This window comes from Streptomyces sp. NBC_00203, from assembly GCF_045206325.1.
In the GTDB taxonomy this organism is placed as follows: Bacteria; Actinomycetota; Actinomycetes; order Streptomycetales; family Streptomycetaceae; genus Streptomyces; species Streptomyces lutosisoli.
On the sequence record NZ_CP108126.1, the window covers coordinates 3,443,711 to 3,463,163 of the forward strand.

General features: G+C 71.0%; 14 protein-coding genes. 7 read left to right on the forward strand and 7 right to left on the reverse strand.

The annotated features are described in order from the left end of the window. Positions 1-55 precede the first annotated feature (55 nt). From OG975_RS15590 to OG975_RS15600, 3 genes are read right to left on the reverse strand one after another with little or no spacing between them, the layout of a single operon-like run. On the reverse strand, positions 56-703 hold the full coding sequence (locus tag OG975_RS15590; RefSeq protein ID WP_406329769.1) for a response regulator transcription factor: 648 nt from the start codon (positions 701-703) through the stop codon (positions 56-58). A gap of 13 nt (positions 704-716) precedes the next feature. Beyond that, on the reverse strand, positions 717-1,994 hold the full coding sequence (locus OG975_RS15595) for a sensor histidine kinase (protein WP_406329770.1): 1,278 nt from the start codon (positions 1,992-1,994) through the stop codon (positions 717-719). Between the two features lie 9 nt (positions 1,995-2,003). Then, positions 2,004-2,567, reverse strand: coding sequence for a hypothetical protein (locus OG975_RS15600; RefSeq protein WP_406329771.1), 564 nt, complete (start codon positions 2,565-2,567; stop codon positions 2,004-2,006). Between the two features lie 285 nt (positions 2,568-2,852). On the opposite strand from OG975_RS15600, the gene OG975_RS15605 reads away from it, so the two are divergent. The 5 genes from OG975_RS15605 (at position 2,853) to OG975_RS15625 (ending at position 8,644) form a co-directional block, all read left to right on the forward strand. Continuing rightward, entirely contained in the window at positions 2,853-4,124 is a 1,272-nt protein-coding gene (locus tag OG975_RS15605) for an NAD(P)/FAD-dependent oxidoreductase (RefSeq protein WP_406329772.1), read from the forward strand. Beyond that, positions 4,125-6,752, forward strand: coding sequence for a nitrite reductase large subunit NirB (gene nirB / locus OG975_RS15610; protein ID WP_406329773.1), 2,628 nt, complete (start codon positions 4,125-4,127; stop codon positions 6,750-6,752). It abuts the gene before it with no gap. Next, on the forward strand, positions 6,749-7,099 hold the full coding sequence (nirD, locus tag OG975_RS15615) for a nitrite reductase small subunit NirD (RefSeq protein WP_406329774.1): 351 nt from the start codon (positions 6,749-6,751) through the stop codon (positions 7,097-7,099). The genes nirB and nirD overlap by 4 nt, the downstream gene beginning before the upstream one ends. 88 nt (positions 7,100-7,187) lie before the next feature. Continuing rightward, the gene (locus OG975_RS15620; protein WP_330304431.1) at positions 7,188-7,772 is read left to right on the forward strand and encodes a TetR/AcrR family transcriptional regulator; all 585 of its coding nucleotides are present in this window, start codon (positions 7,188-7,190) and stop codon (positions 7,770-7,772) included. 83 nt (positions 7,773-7,855) lie between these two features. Further along, entirely contained in the window at positions 7,856-8,644 is a 789-nt protein-coding gene (locus OG975_RS15625; protein WP_406329775.1) for an SDR family NAD(P)-dependent oxidoreductase, read from the forward strand. A 39-nt stretch (positions 8,645-8,683) separates the two neighbouring features. Here the strand turns inward: OG975_RS15625 and OG975_RS15630 are convergent, their stop codons facing one another. The 3 genes from OG975_RS15630 to OG975_RS15640 form a co-directional block, all read right to left on the reverse strand. Then, entirely contained in the window at positions 8,684-9,613 is a 930-nt protein-coding gene (locus OG975_RS15630) for an oxidoreductase (protein ID WP_406329776.1), read from the reverse strand. 242 nt (positions 9,614-9,855) lie between these two features. Continuing rightward, entirely contained in the window at positions 9,856-12,606 is a 2,751-nt protein-coding gene (gene ppdK / locus OG975_RS15635) for a pyruvate, phosphate dikinase (protein WP_406329778.1), read from the reverse strand. Positions 12,607-13,051: 445 nt separating this feature from the next. Beyond that, a complete protein-coding gene (locus OG975_RS15640) occupies positions 13,052-14,326 on the reverse strand; it encodes an ROK family protein (protein WP_406329779.1) in 1,275 nt (424 codons plus the stop codon). A 233-nt stretch (positions 14,327-14,559) separates the two neighbouring features. Between OG975_RS15640 and OG975_RS15645 the strand changes: the two genes are divergently transcribed. Together OG975_RS15645 and OG975_RS15650 are read left to right on the forward strand one after the other, a co-directional pair. Next, positions 14,560-16,212 carry an MGH1-like glycoside hydrolase domain-containing protein gene (locus OG975_RS15645; protein WP_406336280.1) on the forward strand — a complete coding sequence of 551 codons (1,653 nt, stop codon included), beginning with the start codon at positions 14,560-14,562 and terminating at the stop codon, positions 16,210-16,212. After that, the gene (locus OG975_RS15650) at positions 16,209-18,146 is read left to right on the forward strand and encodes a glycogen debranching N-terminal domain-containing protein (RefSeq protein ID WP_330304436.1); all 1,938 of its coding nucleotides are present in this window, start codon (positions 16,209-16,211) and stop codon (positions 18,144-18,146) included. The genes OG975_RS15645 and OG975_RS15650 overlap by 4 nt, the downstream gene beginning before the upstream one ends. A 143-nt stretch (positions 18,147-18,289) precedes the next feature. Here the strand turns inward: OG975_RS15650 and dusB are convergent, their stop codons facing one another. Beyond that, the gene (gene dusB, locus OG975_RS15655) at positions 18,290-19,444 is read right to left on the reverse strand and encodes a tRNA dihydrouridine synthase DusB (RefSeq protein ID WP_327428559.1); all 1,155 of its coding nucleotides are present in this window, start codon (positions 19,442-19,444) and stop codon (positions 18,290-18,292) included. Positions 19,445-19,453 lie beyond the last annotated feature (9 nt).

Genomic DNA, 19,453 nt, shown 5'->3' on the forward strand with positions numbered 1-19,453 from the left:
CGTGAGGCTTGAGGGACATCTGAGGTTCGGCCGCCCAGCAGTTCAGCCCAGGGGTTCAACTCACCGCGTCCAAGTAGCGCAGGACCGCCAGCACCCGCCGATGCCCCGTCTCCGACGGCGGCAGGTCGAGTTTGCTGAAGATGTTCGCGATGTGCTTCTCGACGGCCCGTTCGGAGACGGTGAAGGCGGTGGCGATGGCGTGGTTCGTGCGGCCCTCGGCCATCAGCGCGAGGACCTCGCGCTCGCGGGGCGTGAGCCGGTCGAGGGCAGTGGCGCGGCGACTCGCGCCGAAGAGCTGGGCGACGACCTCGGGGTCGAGGGCCGTACCGCCCCCGGCGACCCGTTCCATGGCGTCCACGAACTCGCCGATGTCGACGACGCGTTCCTTGAGGAGATAGCCGAACCCGGCGGGCTGGCCCAGCAGTTGGGTCGCGTATGTCGTCTCCACGTACTGCGAGAAGATCAGCACCCCGGTGCCGGGGTGCTCCTTCCGCAGTCGTACGGCCGCCCGGATCCCCTCGTCGGTCTGGGTCGGCGGCAGCCGGATGTCGACGACGGCGACGTCCGGGCGGTGCTCGGCCACGGCGGCCAGCAGCACGTCCGCGTCACCCACGGCGGCCGCGACCTCGATACCCCGCAGTTGGAGCAGCTGGGCCAGCCCGTCACGCAGCAGGGCGGAGTCCTCGGCGATGACGACGCGCATGTGATCCCCGTGATCAGTAGGGAAGTTCGACCGTGACCACCGTAGGCCCTCCCGGCGGACTGTCGCAGGTGAGCGTGCCGTCGACGGTCCGTGCCCGGGTGCGGAGTCCGGTCAGGCCCGAGCCTGCGCCGATCACCGCTCCCCCGCGTCCGTCGTCGCGGACGCTCAGCCGCAGCAGCCCGTCCCGGGCGGTCACCGTCACCGTGGCGGCAGTCGCCGCACTGTGCTTGGTCGCGTTGGCGAGGAGTTCGGCGGCACAGAAGTACGCGATCGACTCGACCGCCGGGCTGGGGCGGGCGGTGATGCCGGTGGTGACCTCGACGGGCAGGGCGCTGTCGGCGGCCAGCGTGGCCAGGGCGGTGTCCAGGCCCTGGTCCAGTACGGGCGGATGGATGCCCTTGACGAGGTGACGCAGGTCGGCGATGGCCTGCGTGGCGTTGCCCCGCGCGGTGTCGACGACGGCGAGCAGTTGATCCGGGGAGGCCCCCGTGCCGATCAGCTCCCTGATCATCGTGAGGTGCATCGCGAGGCCGACGAGCCGGGCCTGGGTGCCGTCGTGCAGATCGCGTTCGATCCGGCGCAGGGTCGCCGCCGCGTCGTCCACGGCCTGGGCGCGGGTCTCCTCCAGAGTGCGGATGCGGCGGTCGGAGGCGTCCGGGCCGAGCAGGGCGGTGAGCAGGCCCCGGTGCGGGGTGAGTGCCTGCCGCAGCAGCCAGGACGCGGTGGCGAGGAGCAGCAGTCCGACGGCCACGGGGATCAGCCAGCGCGGCCAGGAGTCGACCTGGAACCCGAAGAACTCCAGCGACACCCGGTGCTCCGTGCCGTCGCTCGCGCGTTCCGTGGTGTAGTTCCACCGCGCGAGGAGCGGGTGCAGGGTGAGCAGGACGCCGTACGCGTATCCGATGACGACGGCGACGAGCCCGAAGAGGGCGGTGTACGGCGTCACCAGCGCGCAGGCGACGGCGCGCCAGCCGCTCCGGTCGCTCAGCAGGGCCCGCCGCCAGCCGAGTATCCCGTCGCCCGCGCGGCGCGCCGGCTCCTCTATCTCCAGCCCCAACAGATGGCGTGTCAGGCCGCGTTGGAGTCTGCCGAGCATGAGCGCCCCCCGTACGGTGACGGCGATCAGCCACAGCCCCAGCGTGGTCACGGACAGCGCGCCGCCGATCAGTAGCCCCACGAGGGTGAGGACGAACCCGACCAGGGCGAGCGGGAAGGCGATCACTCCGTAGAGGACCGCCGCGAGGGCCTTGCGCCCGAAGGGGAAGGCCACGAGTGCGCGGAGGCGGTGCATGGCATCAACCTAGGAGAGGAGCGCCGCGGCGAGGCGGAGTTGGACGTCGGCCATGGCCCGGCCGAGCCATGGCATGAGCAGCAGGAAACCGATCCCGCCGACGATCGCGTGGAAGGCCCACGCCCCGGCGAAGGTGGGTCCGCCCCAGGAGTCCGCGTAGTCGGATCCGGAGACCCGCAGGGGCCAGCCCAGGTTCATCGGCACCACGGACCAGCCGTACGCGGTGACGGCCAGCACCAGAAGATTGACGGGCGTCGCGAGCACGGCGTGGGCCAGCCCCCGGGCGGACCCGGGCAGCTCCGCACCCAGGAAGCGGCGAACGAGCGCGCGCTGCCACCGCCCGGCGGTGCCGCCTGGGCCCAGCAGGGCGAGGGGAACGCAGAGCAGCCCGAGGGGCAGGGCCAGCAGCGCGTAGGCGACCCGGCGCCAGGTGTCCGCCGTGAACGGCTCACGGACGAGGCGCCAGGCCCGTACGGCCGTGTCGTCCCGGAGGCCGGGAGACGGCGGTTTCCGAAGCTCGGGAGTCGGCGGTTTCCGGAGCCCGGGAGTCGGTGGTTTCCGGACGGTGCTCATGATCTGTCCCCCTGTGCGTGAGCTGGTGTGACCCGACAGCTCCAGACTTCCGCCCCGGGGCGCCGCGATCGATCGTGCCTGCACGGATTCCAGGGGTCGTGCCTGCACGGACTCCAGGAGTCGTGCCTGCACGGATGCCGGGGTTCGGGTAGCCCCACCTCACAGCCCGCTCCGGCGCAGCTGCCCGAACCCTCACATCCGGACCGCGCCTCCGCTGAGGGCAGCGTTCCCCCCGGGAAACAGATGTGATGCGGCCGGGTAACACCGGCACCGCACGGTGTGGTCATGACCTCGAATACGCGTGTGGTGGTGATCGGCGCCGGGCTCGCGGGCGCACGGCTCGCCCGGCGGCTCGAAGAGCTCGGTGCGGCCGGCGGCACGTCCGGTGCGCCCGCCGTGTCCGTTGAGCTCGTCGGCGAGGAGGAGCACCGCCCCTACAACCGCGTCCTGCTCGCCGAGGTCCTGGCCGGCCGGTACGCCCCCGAGGTGATCGCCCTCCCGGCGCCGAGCCGGCTGACCCGCGCCCGGGTCACCGGCATCGACCGCGCCACCCGCACCGTGCACCGCGCGGACGGTTCGGTGATCGCATACGACACGCTGGTCCTCGCGACGGGCTCGAACCCCGTACTCCCGCCCCTGCGTGGCCTGTTCGGCCAGGGTGGGCATGAACTTCCCGAAGGCGTCCACGCGTTCCGCACCATGGACGACTGCCTGGGCCTGTCGAAGGCCGTACGGCCCGGCGCCCGTGCCGTCGTCATCGGCGGCGGTCTCCTTGGCGTCTCGGCCGCCCGCGCGCTCGCCGTGCGCGGCGCCCAGGTGGTGCTGGCCCAGCAGTCCGAGCGGCTCATGGAGCGCCAGCTCGACCCGTCCGCCTCCCGTCTGGTCCACCGGCACCTCACGGACCTGGGCGTCGAGGTGCACACCGAGTGCCGGGTGCGCGACGTGCGCTGCGTCGGCGGCGCGGTGCGCTCGGTCGAGATGTCCGACGGGTACGCCCTCGACGCCGACCTCGTCGTCCTCGCCTGCGGCGTCCACCCCCGTGTGGGCCTCGCGCAGGACGCGGGGCTCGCCGTCCACAAGGGCATCCTCGTCGACGACGAACTGCGTACGTCGGACCCACACATCCGGGCGATCGGCGACTGCGCCCAGCACGAGGGCACGATCTACGGCCTGGCCACACCGGCGCTCGAACAGGCCGATGTCCTCGCCGAGTTGCTCGCCAGTGAGGCGGGCGCCGCCGGGAACGCCAACTCCCGTTACACCGGCACCCGTTCGCTCACCCGGCTGACCCTCACCGGGCAGTCCCACTCGCCCTTCGATCTGGCCGCCTTCGGCGAGACCGAACCCCGCCCCGGCGACGACGTCATCCAGCTCGCCGACGCCACCCGCGGCACCTACCGCAAGGTCGTCGTCCGCGACGACCGGCTGGTCGGTGGCGTGCTCGTCGGCGAACTCGGCACCGTCGGTGCCCTCGCCCGCGCCTGGGAGGGAGCGGAGCCGCTCCCCGCGGACGGCGCACCGCTGCTCCACCTGCTCACCAACGACGGAGGCTCCTAAATGTCCACGGACACGACGAAGGCGGCGAACGCCGCCGACGGCACCGCGCACACGATCGTGCTCGTCGGCCATGGCATGGTCGGCCAGCGCTTCCTCGAAGCGCTCGCCGAGCGCGGCCTGACCGCGACACACCGCGTGGTCGTGCTGTGCGAGGAGCCCCGTCCGGCGTACGACCGGGTCCAGCTCACCTCGTACTTCTCGGGCAAGACGCCCGAGGACCTTTCGATGACCGACATGGCGTTCATCGAGGAGCACGGCATCGAGCTGTACGTCGGAGACCCGGCCGAGACGGTCGACCGCGAGGCGAAGCAGGTCACGGCCAGGTCCGGCCAGGTCTTCGAGTACGACACCCTCGTCCTCGCCACCGGCTCCTATCCCTTCGTCCCGCCGGTCCCCAACAAGGACGCCGAGGGCTGCTTCGTCTATCGCACGATCGAGGACCTCCTCGCCATCGAGGAGTACGCGAAGACCCGCACGACCGGTGCCGTGGTCGGCGGCGGCCTGCTCGGCCTGGAGGCCGCGGGCGCGCTGAAGGGCCTCGGACTCACCAGCCACATCGTCGAGTTCGCGCCGCGCCTGATGCCGGTGCAGGTCGACGAGGGCGGCGGCGCCGCGCTGCTGCGCACCATCGAGGACATGGGCCTGTCCGTCCACACGGGTGTGGGCACGCAGGAGATCGTGGTCGACGAGTCCGGCGCCGTCACCGGTATGAAGCTGTCCGACGGCTCCGAACTCGCCACCGACCTGGTGGTGTTCAGCGCCGGCGTCCGCCCCCGCGACCAGCTGGCCCGCGACTGCGGCCTGACCGTCGGCGAGCGCGGCGGCATCACCGTCGACGAGCAGTGCCGTACGGTCGCCGACCCGCACGTCTTCGCGATCGGCGAGTGCGCGCTGGCCGCCGACGGCCGGGTGTACGGCCTGGTGGCCCCCGGTTACGAGCAGGCCGCGACCGTGGCCGCCACGATCGCCGCGGACGAGGCGTCCTTCACCGGCGCCGACCTGTCCACCAAGCTGAAGCTGCTCGGCGTGGACGTGGCCTCCTTCGGCGACGCGCACGGCGCCACCGCGGACTGCCTCGACGTCGTCTACTCCGACTCCCGCTCGGGCACGTACAAGAAGCTGGTCATCGGCCGCGACGGCCAGCTGCTCGGCGGCATCCTGGTCGGCGACGCGGACGCGTACGGCACGCTGCGCGCCCTCACCGGCTCGGTCCCGCCGATCTCGCCCGAGCAGCTGGTGCTGCCGGCCGGTTCCGGGGGCGGCGCCCAGCTCGGCCCCTCCGCGCTGCCGGACGAGGCGGTCATCTGCTCCTGCCACAACGTCACCAAGGGCACGATCCGCGGCGCGGTCACCGAGCACTCCTGCACGACGGTGCCGGAAGTCAAGAAGTGCACCAAGGCCGGTACGGGCTGCGGGAGTTGCGTCAAGGTACTCGGTCAGCTGGTCACCGCCGAGCTGGAGGCGAGCGGCGTCGAGGTCGACAAGGGCCTGTGCGGCTGCTTCTCGCAGACCCGCGAGGAGCTGTACGAGATCGTCCTGGCGCTGCGGATCACCTCGTTCCAGGCGCTGCTGGACCGCTACGGCCGCGAGGGCGCCCGGGGTGGCGACGGCTGCGAGACGTGCAAGCCCGCCGTCGGCTCGATCATCGCCTCGCTCGCCCCGACCATCGGTACCAGCGGCTATGTCCTGGACGGCGAGCAGGCCACGCTCCAGGACACCAACGACCACTTGCTCGCCAACCTCCAGAAGAACGGCTCCTATTCGATCGTGCCGCGCATCCCCGGCGGCGAGATCACTCCCGAGAAGCTGATCGTGATCGGCGAGGTGGCCAGGGACTTCGGCCTCTACACGAAGATCACGGGCGGCCAGCGCATCGACCTGTTCGGCGCGCGGGTCGAGCAACTCCCGCTGATCTGGGCCAGGTTGGTGGACGCGGGCTTCGAGTCCGGGCACGCGTACGGAAAGGCGCTGCGCACGGTCAAGTCCTGTGTGGGCCAGACCTGGTGCCGCTACGGCGTCCAGGACTCGGTCCGCATGGCGATCGACCTGGAGCTGCGCTACCGGGGACTGCGCTCCCCGCACAAGCTCAAGTCGGCGGTCTCCGGGTGTGCCCGCGAATGCGCCGAGGCCCAGTCCAAGGACTTCGGCGTGATCGCCACCGCCAACGGCTGGAACCTGTACGTCGGCGGCAACGGCGGCGCGACCCCGCGCCACGCGGACTTGCTGGCCCAGGACCTGAGCGACGCCGAACTCATCCGCCTGATCGACCGGTTCCTGATGTTCTACATCCGCACGGCGGACCGTCTGGAGCGCACGTCGACCTGGCTGGAGCGGATTCCCGGCGGCCTCGACCACATCCGCGACGTGGTCGTGGAGGACTCGCTCGGCATCTGCGAGGAGCTGGAGTCGCTGATGACCGCGCATGTCGCCGCCTACCGCGACGAGTGGGCCGAGACCATCAACGACCCCGAGAAGCTGGCCCGGTTCGTGTCCTTCGTGAACGCCCCGGACACCCCCGACCCGGTGGTCGGCTTCGTCCCCGAGCGGGACCAGATCAAGCCCGATCTTCCGCTGCTGAGCATCGGCATGCGCCCCATGGAAGCCCTGGAAGGAAGTGCCCAGCGATGACCCTGGCACCCGAGACGACGGCCCTGAAGCTCCAACTCCTCCTGGAAGAGGGCTGGTTCACGGTCTGCGACCTGTCTCTTCTGACTCCGGGCCGCGGAGTCGCCGCGCTCCTGCCCGACGGCCGCCAGGTCGCGCTGTTCGCCGACCGCGCCGGGCGGACGTACGCCATCGACAACCGCGACCCGTTCAGCGGCGCGGCGGTCCTCTCCCGCGGGCTGACCGGCACCCATCAGGGCCGCCCGTTCGTCGCCTCCCCGCTCCTCAAGCAGCGCTTCGACCTGGAGTCGGGCCGGTGTCTGGACGACGAGACGGTGAGCGTGGCGGTGTACGAGGTGCGGACCTCCTGACGGCCGGGGTGACCGGGACCTCCTCGCGCCCGCCGGTCACCCCGCGCTTACTTGACCGATCGTTCTCCTTGGATCTACGGTCATGTTCGTGGCCAGGACCAAGGAGTTCGATCCGGACGCCGCGCTGCAGTCAGCCCTGGAGCTGTTCTGGCGGCGCGGCTACGAGGCGACGTCCATGGCGGACCTCGTCGAGCACCTGGGTGTCGGGCGCGCCAGTATCTACGCGACGTTCGGCAACAAGCACGAGCTGTACCTGAAGGCGCTGGACCGCTACCGCGAGACCCGCGACCCGCAGCTGCTGCGCGAACTGTCCCAGCCGGGTCCCGCACTGCCCGCCGTACGCACGGTGGTACGCCGCTTCGCGACCGAGGCCGCCACCGAAGAACGCCGTCTGACCGGCTGTTTCGTCACCAACACGGCCGCCGAGCTGGCACCGCACGACACGGCCGCCGCCCGCCGGGTCGAGCACAGCTGGGACCACATCGAAACCCTGCTGCACTCGGCGCTCGTCCGCGCACAGGCGCAAGGCGAGCTCCCCGAGGACCGCGACCCGCGGACACTGGCCCGGATGCTGCTGGTTCTGATGCAGGGGCTACGGGTCGTGGGCAAGGCCTCGACGGATCCGTCCCGCGTCCGGGACGCGGCGGAGCAGGCGCTGACGCTGCTCGACTGAGCCACGCGCGTCGAACCACACACACCTCTGAGGGGCGCTCTGCGCATCCTCATTCTGAACCGATCGGTCAACAAAGGGGAGCCATGACCACGCGCACCACGACCTCCGGCCCAACCCGCTTCTCCGGCCGGACCGCCCTCGTGACCGGCGCCGGCTCCGGCATAGGCCGCGCCACCGCGCTCGCGCTCGCCGCCGAGGGCGCGCACGTCGTCGTCGCCGGGCGCACCGCGGCCCCGCTCGACGAGACGGTCGCGCTGATCGAGGAGCGGGGCGGCAAGGCCCTGTCCGTGACGGCCGATGTGTCGCGCGCCGCCGACTGGCAGGCCCTGGTCGCGGTGGCCGTGGACCGCTTCGGCTCCCTCGACGTGGCGGTCAACAACGCGGGAGTGTTCCGCGGCGGGAAGCCCCTGGCCGACCTCCCGGAAACGGACTGGCACACGCAGCTCGACACCAACCTGACCGGCGTCTTCCTCGCCCTCCAGGCGGAGATCCGGCAGATGCGCACCCAGCCCACCGGCGGCGCGATCGTGAACATCGCCTCCACCATCGGCCTGCACACCCGCCGCCCGGGCATCGCCGCCTACGCCGCCTCCAAGGCCGCCGTCACCGCGCTGACCCGCGCCGCCGCCCTGGACCACATCGCCGACGGCGTCCGCATCAACGTCGTCAGCCCCGGCGCCTCCGCCACCCCGATGTCGCTGCGCCCGGGCGAGACGGAGGCCGAGCGAGTGGAACGGGTGAGGCACGAGCTGCCGCTCGGCCGGATCTCGGCCACCGGGGAGATCGCCGCGGCCGTCCTCTACCTGGCGTCCGACGACGCGGCGTCGGTCGTCGGCACGGACCTGGTGGTCGACAGCGGCGGATCGCTCTGAGGGGCCGGCCGGAGAACTACTGACGGCTCAGCGGAGTCGTCAAGGTTTGAACGCGTCGTAAGTGACCCCGGTCAACTGCTCCGAGGCCGCCCAGAGCCGCTCCCCCGCCGTGTCGTCGAGGGTCCACCGGGCCCGCCAGGACTTCGCGGGCGCGCCGCGCCACATCGCGAACGACGGCCCGGTGAAGGAGTCGGGCCGCACCCCGGGCGCGGTGGCGGCGTACAGCGTGGGCAGCGCCCCGGCCTCGGCGCTCTGCCCGAAGATCCGGTTGCCGATCTCCATGAACCGCTCGGCACTCTTCCGCCCCTCCAGCCTGGGCCCGGCGGCCTGAAGGTTGGTGGAGGCGTACCCGGGATGAGCGGCGGCCACGACGACATCGGACCCGACGGCGTCCAGCCGCCGCGCCAGCTCATGGGTGAAGAGCAGATTGGCGGTCTTGGACCGCGCATAGGCGATCCACTTCCGGTACGGCCGGTGCTCACTGTTGAGGTCGTCGATGTCGATGTTCGACAGCGCGTGGACCATGCTCGCCACGTTCACGACGCGCGCGCCGGGAGTGGCGAGCAGCGCGGGCATCAACAGCCCGGTGAGCGCGAAGTGCCCCAGATGATTGACCCCGAACTGCGTCTCGAACCCGTCGGCGGTCCGGCCGAGCGGCAGCGCCATCACCCCGGCGTTGTTGACGAGCAGATCGAGCCGCCCGTACGCATACCGGTCCGCGAACTCAAGCACGGATCCGAGCTCCCCGAGATCGAGCCTCACGAACTCGACATCCGCCCCCGGCACTTCGGTGGCGATCCGATCCCCGGCCTCGACACCCCGCACTTCACTCCGACAGGCGAGCACGACCCGGGCCCCCTTACGGGCGAGCTCACGCGCGGTCACGTATCCGATCCCGCTGTTGGCCCCGGTGACGACGGCGGTACGACCACTCTGGTCAGGGATGTCACCCGCGCTCCAACCAGCCATGACCGACCTTCCTGTGCGAACGGATGGGACATCAGCGTACGAGCGGTGGACCATGCAGAGAGGAGCGGCACCCCCGCACAGGATGCCGCTCCTCTTGGTGCACCGGAACCGTTGCCATGTCGGTGAGGGTCAGGATGACCGGCAACCGTCCCGGGGGTCATGCGGGCCCGAAGGGCCTTGCGAGTCCCTGGCGAGGGCCCCGCAAGGGCCCCGCAAGGGCCCAGCGAGGGCCCAGCGAGGGCCTAGCGGTGGTCGCTGCCCTTCGCCGTGGAAGCCGCGCGTCCCGCCTCCAGGCGGGCCACCGGGATCCGGAAGGGGGAGCAGGAGACGTAGTCGAGACCCACCTCGTGGAAGAAGTGGACCGACTCGGGGTCGCCGCCGTGCTCGCCACAGACGCCGAGCTTCAGGTCGGGGCGTGTCGCGCGGCCCGCCTTCACCGCGGACTTCACGAGGGAGCCGACGCCGTCCTTGTCGATGGTCTCGAAGGGGGAGACGCCGAAGATGCCCTTCTCCAGGTATGCCGTGAAGAAGGAGGCCTCCACGTCGTCCCGGCTGAAGCCCCACACCGTCTGCGTGAGGTCGTTCGTGCCGAAGGAGAAGAACTCCGCCGCCTCGGCGATCTGACCGGCCGTGAGGGCCGCTCGCGGGAGTTCGATCATCGTGCCGATCGCCAGCTTCAGCTCCGTACCGGTCGCCGCCTGTACCTCGGCGATGACCTGGTCGGCCTCCTCGCGGACGATCTCCAGCTCCTGGACCGTGCCGACGAGGGGGATCATGATCTCCGCTCGCGGGTCGCCCTTCGCGTTCTTGCGTTCGGCGGCGGCTTCCGCGATCGCCCGCACCTGCATGGTGAACAGGCCGGGGATGACCAGGCCGAGGCGTACGCCGCGCAGGCCCAGCATCGGGTTCTGCTCGTGCAGGCGGTGCACCGCCTGGAGCAGGCGCAGGTCGTTCTCGTTGGCGTCGCCGCGCGACTCCGCCAGCGCCACCCGCACCGACAGCTCGGTCACGTCCGGCAGGAACTCGTGCAGCGGCGGGTCCAGGAGACGGACCGTCACCGGGAGGCCGTCCATCGCCTCGAAGAGCTCGATGAAGTCCCGCTTCTGGAGCGGGAGGAGCTCCTTGAGGGAGTCCTCGCGCTCCGCCTCCGTGTCGGCCAGGATCAGGCGCTCGACCAGCTCGCGCCGGTCACCGAGGAACATGTGCTCGGTACGGCACAGGCCAATGCCCTGCGCACCGAAGCGGCGGGCGCGGAGCGCGTCCTCGGCGTTGTCGGCGTTGGCACGCACCCGCAGCCGGCGGACCCGGTCCGCGTACGCCATGATCCGGTGCACGGCCGCGACCAGCTCGTCCGCGTCGTCGGCACCCGCGTGCATCCGGCCCTCGAAGTACTCGACGACCGGGGACGGCACGACCGGGACCTCGCCCAGGTAGACCTTGCCCGTCGAACCGTCGATCGAGACGACGTCGCCCTCCTCGATCACCACACCGCCCGGGGCCGTCATCCGGCGCCGCTTGGTGTCGACCTCGAGCTCCTCGGCGCCGCACACACACGTCTTGCCCATGCCGCGCGCCACGACGGCGGCGTGGGAGGTCTTGCCGCCGCGCGAGGTCAGGATGCCCTCGGCCGCGATCATGCCGTCCAGGTCGTCGGGGTTCGTCTCGCGGCGGATCAGGATGACCTTCTCGCCCGAACGCGACCACTTGATGGCGGTGTACGAGTCGAAGACCGCCTTGCCGACCGCCGCACCCGGCGACGCCGCGATGCCCCGGCCGATCTGCTCGACCTTCGCCTGGTCGTCGAAGCGCGGGAACATCAGCTGCGCGAGCTGGGCGCCCGTCACGCGCTGCAGCGCCTCGGCCTCGTCGATCAGGCCCTGGTCCACCAGCTGCGTGGCGATGCGGAAGGCCGCGCCCGCCGTGCGCTTGCCGACGCGGGTCTGGAGCATCCACAGCTGGCCGCGCTCGATGGTGAACTCGATGTCGCAGAGATCCTTGTAGTGGGTCTCCAGGGTCTCCATGATCTGCATCAGCTGGTCGTACGACTTCTTGTCGATCGACTCCAGCTCGGCGAGCGGGACCGTGTTGCGGATACCCGCGACGACGTCCTCGCCCTGGGCGTTCTGGAGGTAGTCGCCGTACACGCCCTGGTGGCCGGAGGCCGGGTCGCGGGTGAAGGCGACGCCCGTGCCGGAGTCCGGGCCCAGGTTGCCGAAGACCATCGAACAGATGTTGACCGCCGTGCCGAGGTCGTGCGGGATGCGCTCCTGGCGGCGGTACAGCTTCGCGCGGTCGGTGTTCCAGGAGTCGAAGACCGCCTTGATGGCGAGGTCCATCTGCTCGCGCGGGTCCTGCGGGAAGTCGCGGCCGGCCTCGGTCTTGACGATCTTCTTGAACTTGGTGACGAGCTTCTTCAGGTCGGCCGCTTCGAGGTCCGTGTCGACGGTGACCTTCTTGGCCTCCTTCGCCGCCTCCAGCGCCTCCTCGAAGAGCTCGCCGTCCACGCCGAGGACCGTCTTGCCGAACATCTGGATGAGACGGCGGTACGAGTCCCACGCGAAGCGGTCGTCGCCGGACTGCTTGGAGAGGCCCAGCACCGACTTGTCGGAGAGGCCGATGTTCAGAACGGTGTCCATCATGCCGGGCATGGAGAACTTCGCCCCGGAACGGACGGATACGAGCAGAGGGTTATCGGCCTGGCCGAGCTTCTTGCCCATCTTCGCTTCGAGAGCTTCGAGGTGCGCACTCACCTCGTCACGCAGTGCCGCCGGCTCGTCGCCACTGTCGAGGTAGGTCTTGCACGCCTCGGTGGTGATGGTGAAGCCGGGAGGGACGGGAAGGCCCAGGTTGGTCATCTCGGCGAGGTTCGCGCCCTTGCCGCCGAGGAGGTCCTTGAGGTCCCTGTTGCCCTCGGTGAAGTCATAAACGAACTTCACTCCCTCAACGTCGCTGTCGCTGTTCTCAGCTACGAGGGGATCTTTGTTTTCCGACACGAGTCTCGACTCCTCGACGTCGCGGTGGCTGCCCTGACGACGGGGAACATACCCAGATCGAAGGCGTCTGGGTACGTCCACTTGCGCGTCATGCGCCTGTAACCACTCGTCCGCCACCAGATCGAAAGTCAAAGCTTGGCAAGTCATCGGGGGCTGATGTTTTCACTTCTTGAACGCATCAACGCCCGTAGACCGTCATACGCGCTCTGATGAGCGGGCTTCGGCACGCCTGAGTTCGATCGATGAACGATCAAGGGGTGGCACTGAGTGCCACCCCTTAGGGAAGTGCAGCCGCCCAAGATCCGCTCATCTGAGCGATGCCCCTATCAGGCGTGGCGCGAATCACGTCGCCAGGGCGGCCAAATTTCACCATGCGGACCACCATCTGGATGGTTCACACGCATGTCACACACGCGTGCGGTCACGGGTGCGGTGACGGGTCCGGTCAGACGCCGAGCGCGGCCAGCCGCTCCTCGGCCCGCTCCGGCGCGTACAGGTATTCCACGACCAGAGCCCCGGCCCCCACCAGCCCCGCCCGCTCCCCCAGCCGCGAGGTCACCACGTCCAGATGAGCGGTGGAGCGGGGCAGCGCCCGCTGGTACAGCAGCTCACGCACGCCCGTGAGGAAGGGAGTTCCGGCCAAATCTCCGGCGATCATCAGTACGCCGGGGTTGAGCAGCGTCACCACGGTCGCCAGTACGTCCCCGACCTGCCGCCCCGCCTCCCGCGCCAGCGCCATCGCCTCCGGGTGCCCGGACGTCAGCAGGTCGCGCACATCTGAGCCGGAGGCGGCCGGGACCCCGGCCTCGGAGAGCCGGCGCGCCACCGCGCCACCACTGGCGACGGCGGCCAGACAGCCGTACGAGCCGCACCGGCACAGCGCCTCGGCGCCCACCCTGATGTGCCCGATGTCGCCCGCGCCGCCGTCGACGCCCCGGTAGATGCTGCCGCCGACGACCATGCCCGCACCGATACCGGTGGAGACCTTGACCAGCGCGAACGCCGAGCAGTCCGGATATCCGGTGCGCTGCTCGCCGTACGCCATGAGGTTGGCGTCGTTGTCGACGAGTACGGGTACGGCCGCCCTGGCACCCCCGGCCTGTGCCGCGCCGCCCCCGCCCGCACCCGGCGCCGTACGCAGCCCCGTGTGTTCGGCGAAGGCGCGGCCCAGGCGGCCCCTTATGTCGTAGCCGTCCCAGCCCGGCATGATCGGTGGCTGCACGACGCGGCCGGTGTCGGTGTCGACGGGGCCCGGCACAGCGAGCCCTATCCCGCAGACCTCCTCCGCCCGGTGCCCGGCCTTCTCCAGCAGTTCGGCGAACCAGCGGCCGAGTTCACCGAGAACCGTCTCCGGGCCCTCGTCGATCACCAGGACGCCCGTGTGTTCGGCCAGGATCTCGCCGGTCAGGGTGAGGACGGCGGCCCGGCCGTGCCGGGTGTCGAGGTCGGCGGCGAGGACGACCGCGTGGGCGTCGTCGAATTCGAGGGTGATGGACGGGCGTCCGCCGAGCGGGGAGTCGACGGGGCCGCCCGCGCCCTCGCGCAACCATCCCGCGCGGAAGAGCCGGTCGAGCCGCTGGCCGACCGTGGCCCGCGACAGACCGGTGGCCTGCTGCAGCGCGCCGCGTGTCGTGGCCCGGCCGCTGCGCACCAGTTCGAGCAGATCTCCGGCGCTTGCCTGATTCCCGGCCTTCACGGTCCTCCCTGCCCTTCCCGTCATGCGCACCCCCTTGCGTTCCTCAACTCTGCATTACATATTGAGTTTTGCGTGTTAAATAGACGTAACCCTACGGTAGCTAGTGCCGAACTGGTCGGCCGGACGTCTTCGGGGAGACCTGAGTGGACAGCACAACCCAACTCACCGCCTTGCGCACGGGTATCACCACCCCCGTGCGCACCTCCGGCACTCCTGTGCACGCCTCCGGCCCGCCCTCTTCGCCCGCTCCGGGTGAGATCACCCGTTCCGGATCACTTGTATACGATCCCGCCGCGTCGACGGGGTCACTGCATGTCGGGGCCGCCCAGGTGCTGAACGGCAACTGGACGGGAACGTCCACCGTGCCCTCGCGCGGTCTGTATCCGCACCAGTGGTCGTGGGACTCCGCGTTCATCGCGATAGGGCTACGCCATCTGTCCCCCTTGAGGGCGCAGACCGAGCTGGAGACCCTGCTCGGTGCGCAGTGGGCAGACGGGCGGATCCCGCACATCGTGTTCAACCCCTCCGTGCCGCTGGACGCGTACTTCCCGAGCCCCGACTTCTGGCGCTCCTCGACCGCGGGACGCGCCGCGGGCGCCCCGCGCACCGTACAGACGTCGGGCATCGTGCAGCCACCGGTGCACGCGCTCGCCGCATGGCTGGTGCACCAGGCCGACCCGGGGCTGTCCCGGGCCCGCTCCTTCCTCCCCCGGATGTACCCCCGCCTGGCGGCCTGGCACCGCTATCTCCTGCACCGCCGAGACCTGGGCGGCGGCGGTCTCGCCTCCGTGGTCCACCCCTGGGAACAGGGCATGGACAACAGCCCCTGCTGGGACGCCCCGCTGAGCCGCGTCACCCCGGCACCGGCCCGCTCCTTCCGCCGCGCCGACCTCGACCACGGGGCCCCCGAGGACCGCCCGACGGATCTCGACTACGGGCGGTACGTGCGGCTCGCCACGGACTACCGGGACGGGGAGTACGCGGACGGTGTCGGCGAGTTCGCGGTCGAGGACCCGGCGTTCAACGCGCTGCTGATCGCCTCCGAACACGCGCTGGCCCGTATCGCACAGGAACTGGGCGCGGCGGGGACGGCCCGGCACGCCCGCGCCGAGCGTCTGACGGCGGCGCTGGTGGAGCGGCTGTGGGATCCGGCGGAGGGGATGTTCTTCTGCCGGGATGTGTATGGCGAGAGCGAAAGCGCGGGCGAGACCAAGGGCCAGGGTGGAGGCAGGGTCGAGAGCGGAGGCCGGGGCGAGAGCAGTGCTCTCGGGTCGGAGCAGCGCTCTCGGAGCAGTGCTCACACTCCGGAGCAGCGCTCCCAGAGCAGTGCTCTCGCAATGGAGCGGCGCTCTCCCCGCGGAGCCCTGATCCCCGAGCGCAGTGTCGCCGGTCTGCTCCCCCTCATCCTCCCCGCGCTGCCGCGCGACATCGCCGCCACCCTCGTGGGTACCGCGAGCGGCCCGCACTTCGGACTCGGCGGGGCCACGCGCCTCGTACCGAGCTACGACCTCACCGGCGACGCCTTCGATCCGCACCGGTACTGGCGGGGGCCGGCCTGGTTCAACACCAACTGGCTGCTGGAGCGCGGGCTGCGGCTGCACGGCGAGCACGCGCGCGCGGACGGGCTGCGGGCGGCGCTGCTGGACACGGCCGGGGAGTCCGGGTTCGCGGAGTACGTGGACCCGTACACCGGCGAGGCCTGCGGAGCGCTCGGCTTCAGCTGGACCGCGGCACTGACGCTGGATCTGCTGCACGAGCCTTCCGGGGCGGACCAGACAGACCAAGTCGTGTCCCACCCGGGGCGCTACGCGTTCGACAGGACACACAGCACAACCAGCGGTACGGCAGGGCACAGCACAACAGGACTCAGCGCATTCGATACGGGCGCCAAGGGAGGGAACCGGGGATGACGGACCGGCATCATCTGCTCGTGCACGGTGGGACGTTCGCCGCCGTGGGCGACGGCGGGGACATCAGCGGCGTGCGGGGCGGCAGTTCCCCGGACGGGTTATTCGTACGGGACGCCCGGCACCTCAGCCGCTGGCAGCTGACCGTCGACGGCGCGGTGCCCGAGGCGCTCACGCCGGTCGCGGACGGCGACACGGCACGTTGTGTGCTGGTGCCGCGCGGCGGCCGCACCGAGCCGCCCGCGTACACGCTCTTCCGTGAACAGGCCGTCGCCGACAGCGCGTTCGTGGAGGCGCTGCGCGTCACCAGCAACCGTCCGACGCCCACCACGGTCCGGATCGCGGTCACCGCGGACGCCGACTTCACCGACCAGTTCGAGCTGCGTTCCGACTACCGTACGTACGCCAAGACGGGCGTCGTCCGCCAACGCCAAGTCCTGGACGACGGCGTGGAGTTCAGCTACCGGCGCGGCGAGTGGCGGTCCTGTACGACGGTCACCTCCGAGCCCGCCCCGGACGGCGTCGAGGAGACGGGCACGGGCGCGCGTCGTCTCGTATGGACCCTGGATCTCGAACCGCACGGCTCGGCCGAGCTGTCGCTGCGGGTCGCGGCACGTCCGCACGGCGCCACGCGGGAGCCCCGCGTCCCGCTCTCCCCCGCCGCCGCCAATGAGCGACTCCTGGAGCTGGAGGACGAGTTCGCGGAAGGCGTGCCCTTCCCGACCGGCTGGCCCGAGCTGGCCGCGGCCTGCGCGCGGGGCCTGTCCGACCTGGCGGTGCTCCAGGTACCGGCGACGGGCCCGGACGGCGAGGAACTGCGCGTCCCGGCGGCCGGAGTCCCCTGGTTCCTCACCCTCCTGGGCCGCGACGCGCTGCTGACCTCGCTCTTCGCGCTCCCCTACCGCCCGCAGCTCGCCGCCGCCACACTGCCCGCGCTCGCCGCGACCCAGGCGACGGAGACGGGGGCCGAGGCGGTGTCCCAGCCCGGCAAGATCGTGCACGAGGTGCGGCACGGCGAGCTGGCGCACTTCGGGCAGGTACCGTACGGGCGCTACTACGGTTCGGTGGACGCGACGCCTCTGTTCCTGGTGCTGCTCGGCGCGTACACGGAGCAGACCGGTGATGTCACGCTGGCCCGGCGTCTGGAGGCCAACGCCCGCGCGGCGATCGGCTGGATGCTGGACCACGGCGGTCTGACCTCGCGGGGCTATCTCGTGTACCGCGCGGACGGCGGCGGCCTCGCCAACCAGAACTGGAAGGATTCCCCCGGCGCCATCTGCTCGGCCGACGGCAGCCGCCCCACCGGCCCGGTGATGGCGGCGGGCGCGCAGGGATACGCGTACGACGCGCTGCGCCGCACCGCGCACCTGGCCCGCACGGTCTGGGGCGACGAGGTCTACGCGGCTCTCCTCGAACAGGCCGCCGGCGATCTCCGCGACCGTTTCCAGCGGGACTTCTGGATGCCTGAACACGCCTTCCCCGCGCTGGCGTTGGACGGTGACGGCCGCCATGTCGACGCCCTCGCGTCGGATGCGGGCCATCTGCTCTGGTCGGGGCTGCTCGACAAGGAGTACGGCGAGCTGGTCGGCCGCCGTCTGCTGGAGCCGGACTTCTTCTCCGGCTGGGGCGTCCGCACGCTCGCCTCCGGCCAGCCGGCGTACCACCCGCTGTCGTACCACCGCGGCTCGGTCTGGCCGCACGACAACGCGCTGATCACGCTGGGGTTGGCCCGGTACGGCCTGCACGACGAGGCTCGTACGGTGGCCCATGCGCTGGTCGACGCGGCCACCGCGGCGGGGCACCGGCTGCCGGAGGTCCTTGCGGGGTACGGGCGTGACAGTCATGGGGAGCCTGTGCCGTATCCGCATGCGTGTGTGCGGGAGTCTCGTTCGGCTGCGGCTCCGTTGGCGTTGCTTACGGCGGTGGGGGGTGCCTGAGGTTCGGTGAGCGATGTGCGGGTTCGGTGGGGGCTGGTCGCGCCCACGCGGCGGAGCCGCACAGTGTCACAGCCCCGCGCCCCTTACGGGGCGCTGGTCACGGCAGTCGGAGGTTGCCTTAGGAAGCCCCCGAAAAAGAAGGATCAGCCGCCCGACGTGTCCAGCTCCGCGTCCTCGCTGATCCCCGCGCAGTCGTACGGGTCCTTCAGCCAACCCTCCGGCAGGACAACCCTGTTGTTGCCGGAGGTGCGGCCGCGGGGCCCGTCCGCGCCGGTCGGCCACGGCTGGTCGAGGTCCAACTCGGCCAGTCCCTCGGAGAGTTCCGCGAGTGACGAGGTGATCGCGAGGCGCTTGCGCATTTCGGAGCCGACCGCGAAGCCCTTGAGGTACCAGGCCACGTGCTTGCGGAAGTCGATGACGCCGCGCGCCTCGTCGCCGATCCACTCGCCGAGGAGGGTGGCGTGGCGGACCATGATCGCGGCGACCTCGCGGAGGGTCGGGCGCATGATGTCCTGCGGACGCCCCTCGAAGGCCGCGACCAGGTCCGCGAAAAGCCACGGCCGGCCCAGGCAGCCGCGGCCGACCACGACGCCGTCGCAGCCGGTCTCGCGCACCATCCGCAGCGCGTCCTCCGCCGACCAGATGTCGCCGTTGCCGAGGACGGGGATCTCCGGCACATGCTCCTTGAGGCGCGCGATGGCGTCCCAGTCCGCCGTGCCGCCGTAGTGCTGCGCGGCGGTGCGGCCGTGCAGCGCGATCGCCGTGACGCCCTCGTCGACCGCGATCCGTCCGGCGTCGAGGAACGTGATGTGGTCGTCGTCGATACCCTTGCGCATCTTCATAGTGACGGGCAGGTCCCCGGCGCCGCTGACGGCCTCGCGGAGGATCGCGCGCAGCAGGTTGCGCTTGTAGGGGAGGGCGGAGCCGCCGCCCTTGCGCGTCACCTTCGGGACCGGGCAGCCGAAGTTCAGGTCGATGTGGTCGGCCAGGCCCTCTTCCGCGATCATGCGGACGGCCTTGCCGACGGTCGCCGGGTCCACGCCGTACAGCTGGATCGAGCGCGGCTTCTCGGTCGCGTCGAAGTGGATCAGCTGCATGGTCTTCTCGTTGCGCTCGACCAGCGCCCGAGTGGTGATCATCTCGCTGACGAACAGGCCCTTGCCGCCGCTGAACTCACGGCACAGCGTGCGGAACGGCGCGTTCGTGATCCCGGCCATGGGGGCCAGGACGACGGGCGGCTGCACGGTGTGCGGGCCGATTCGCAGCGGGGACGCGGGAGCGAGGACGGTCGTGGACATTCCCCCATT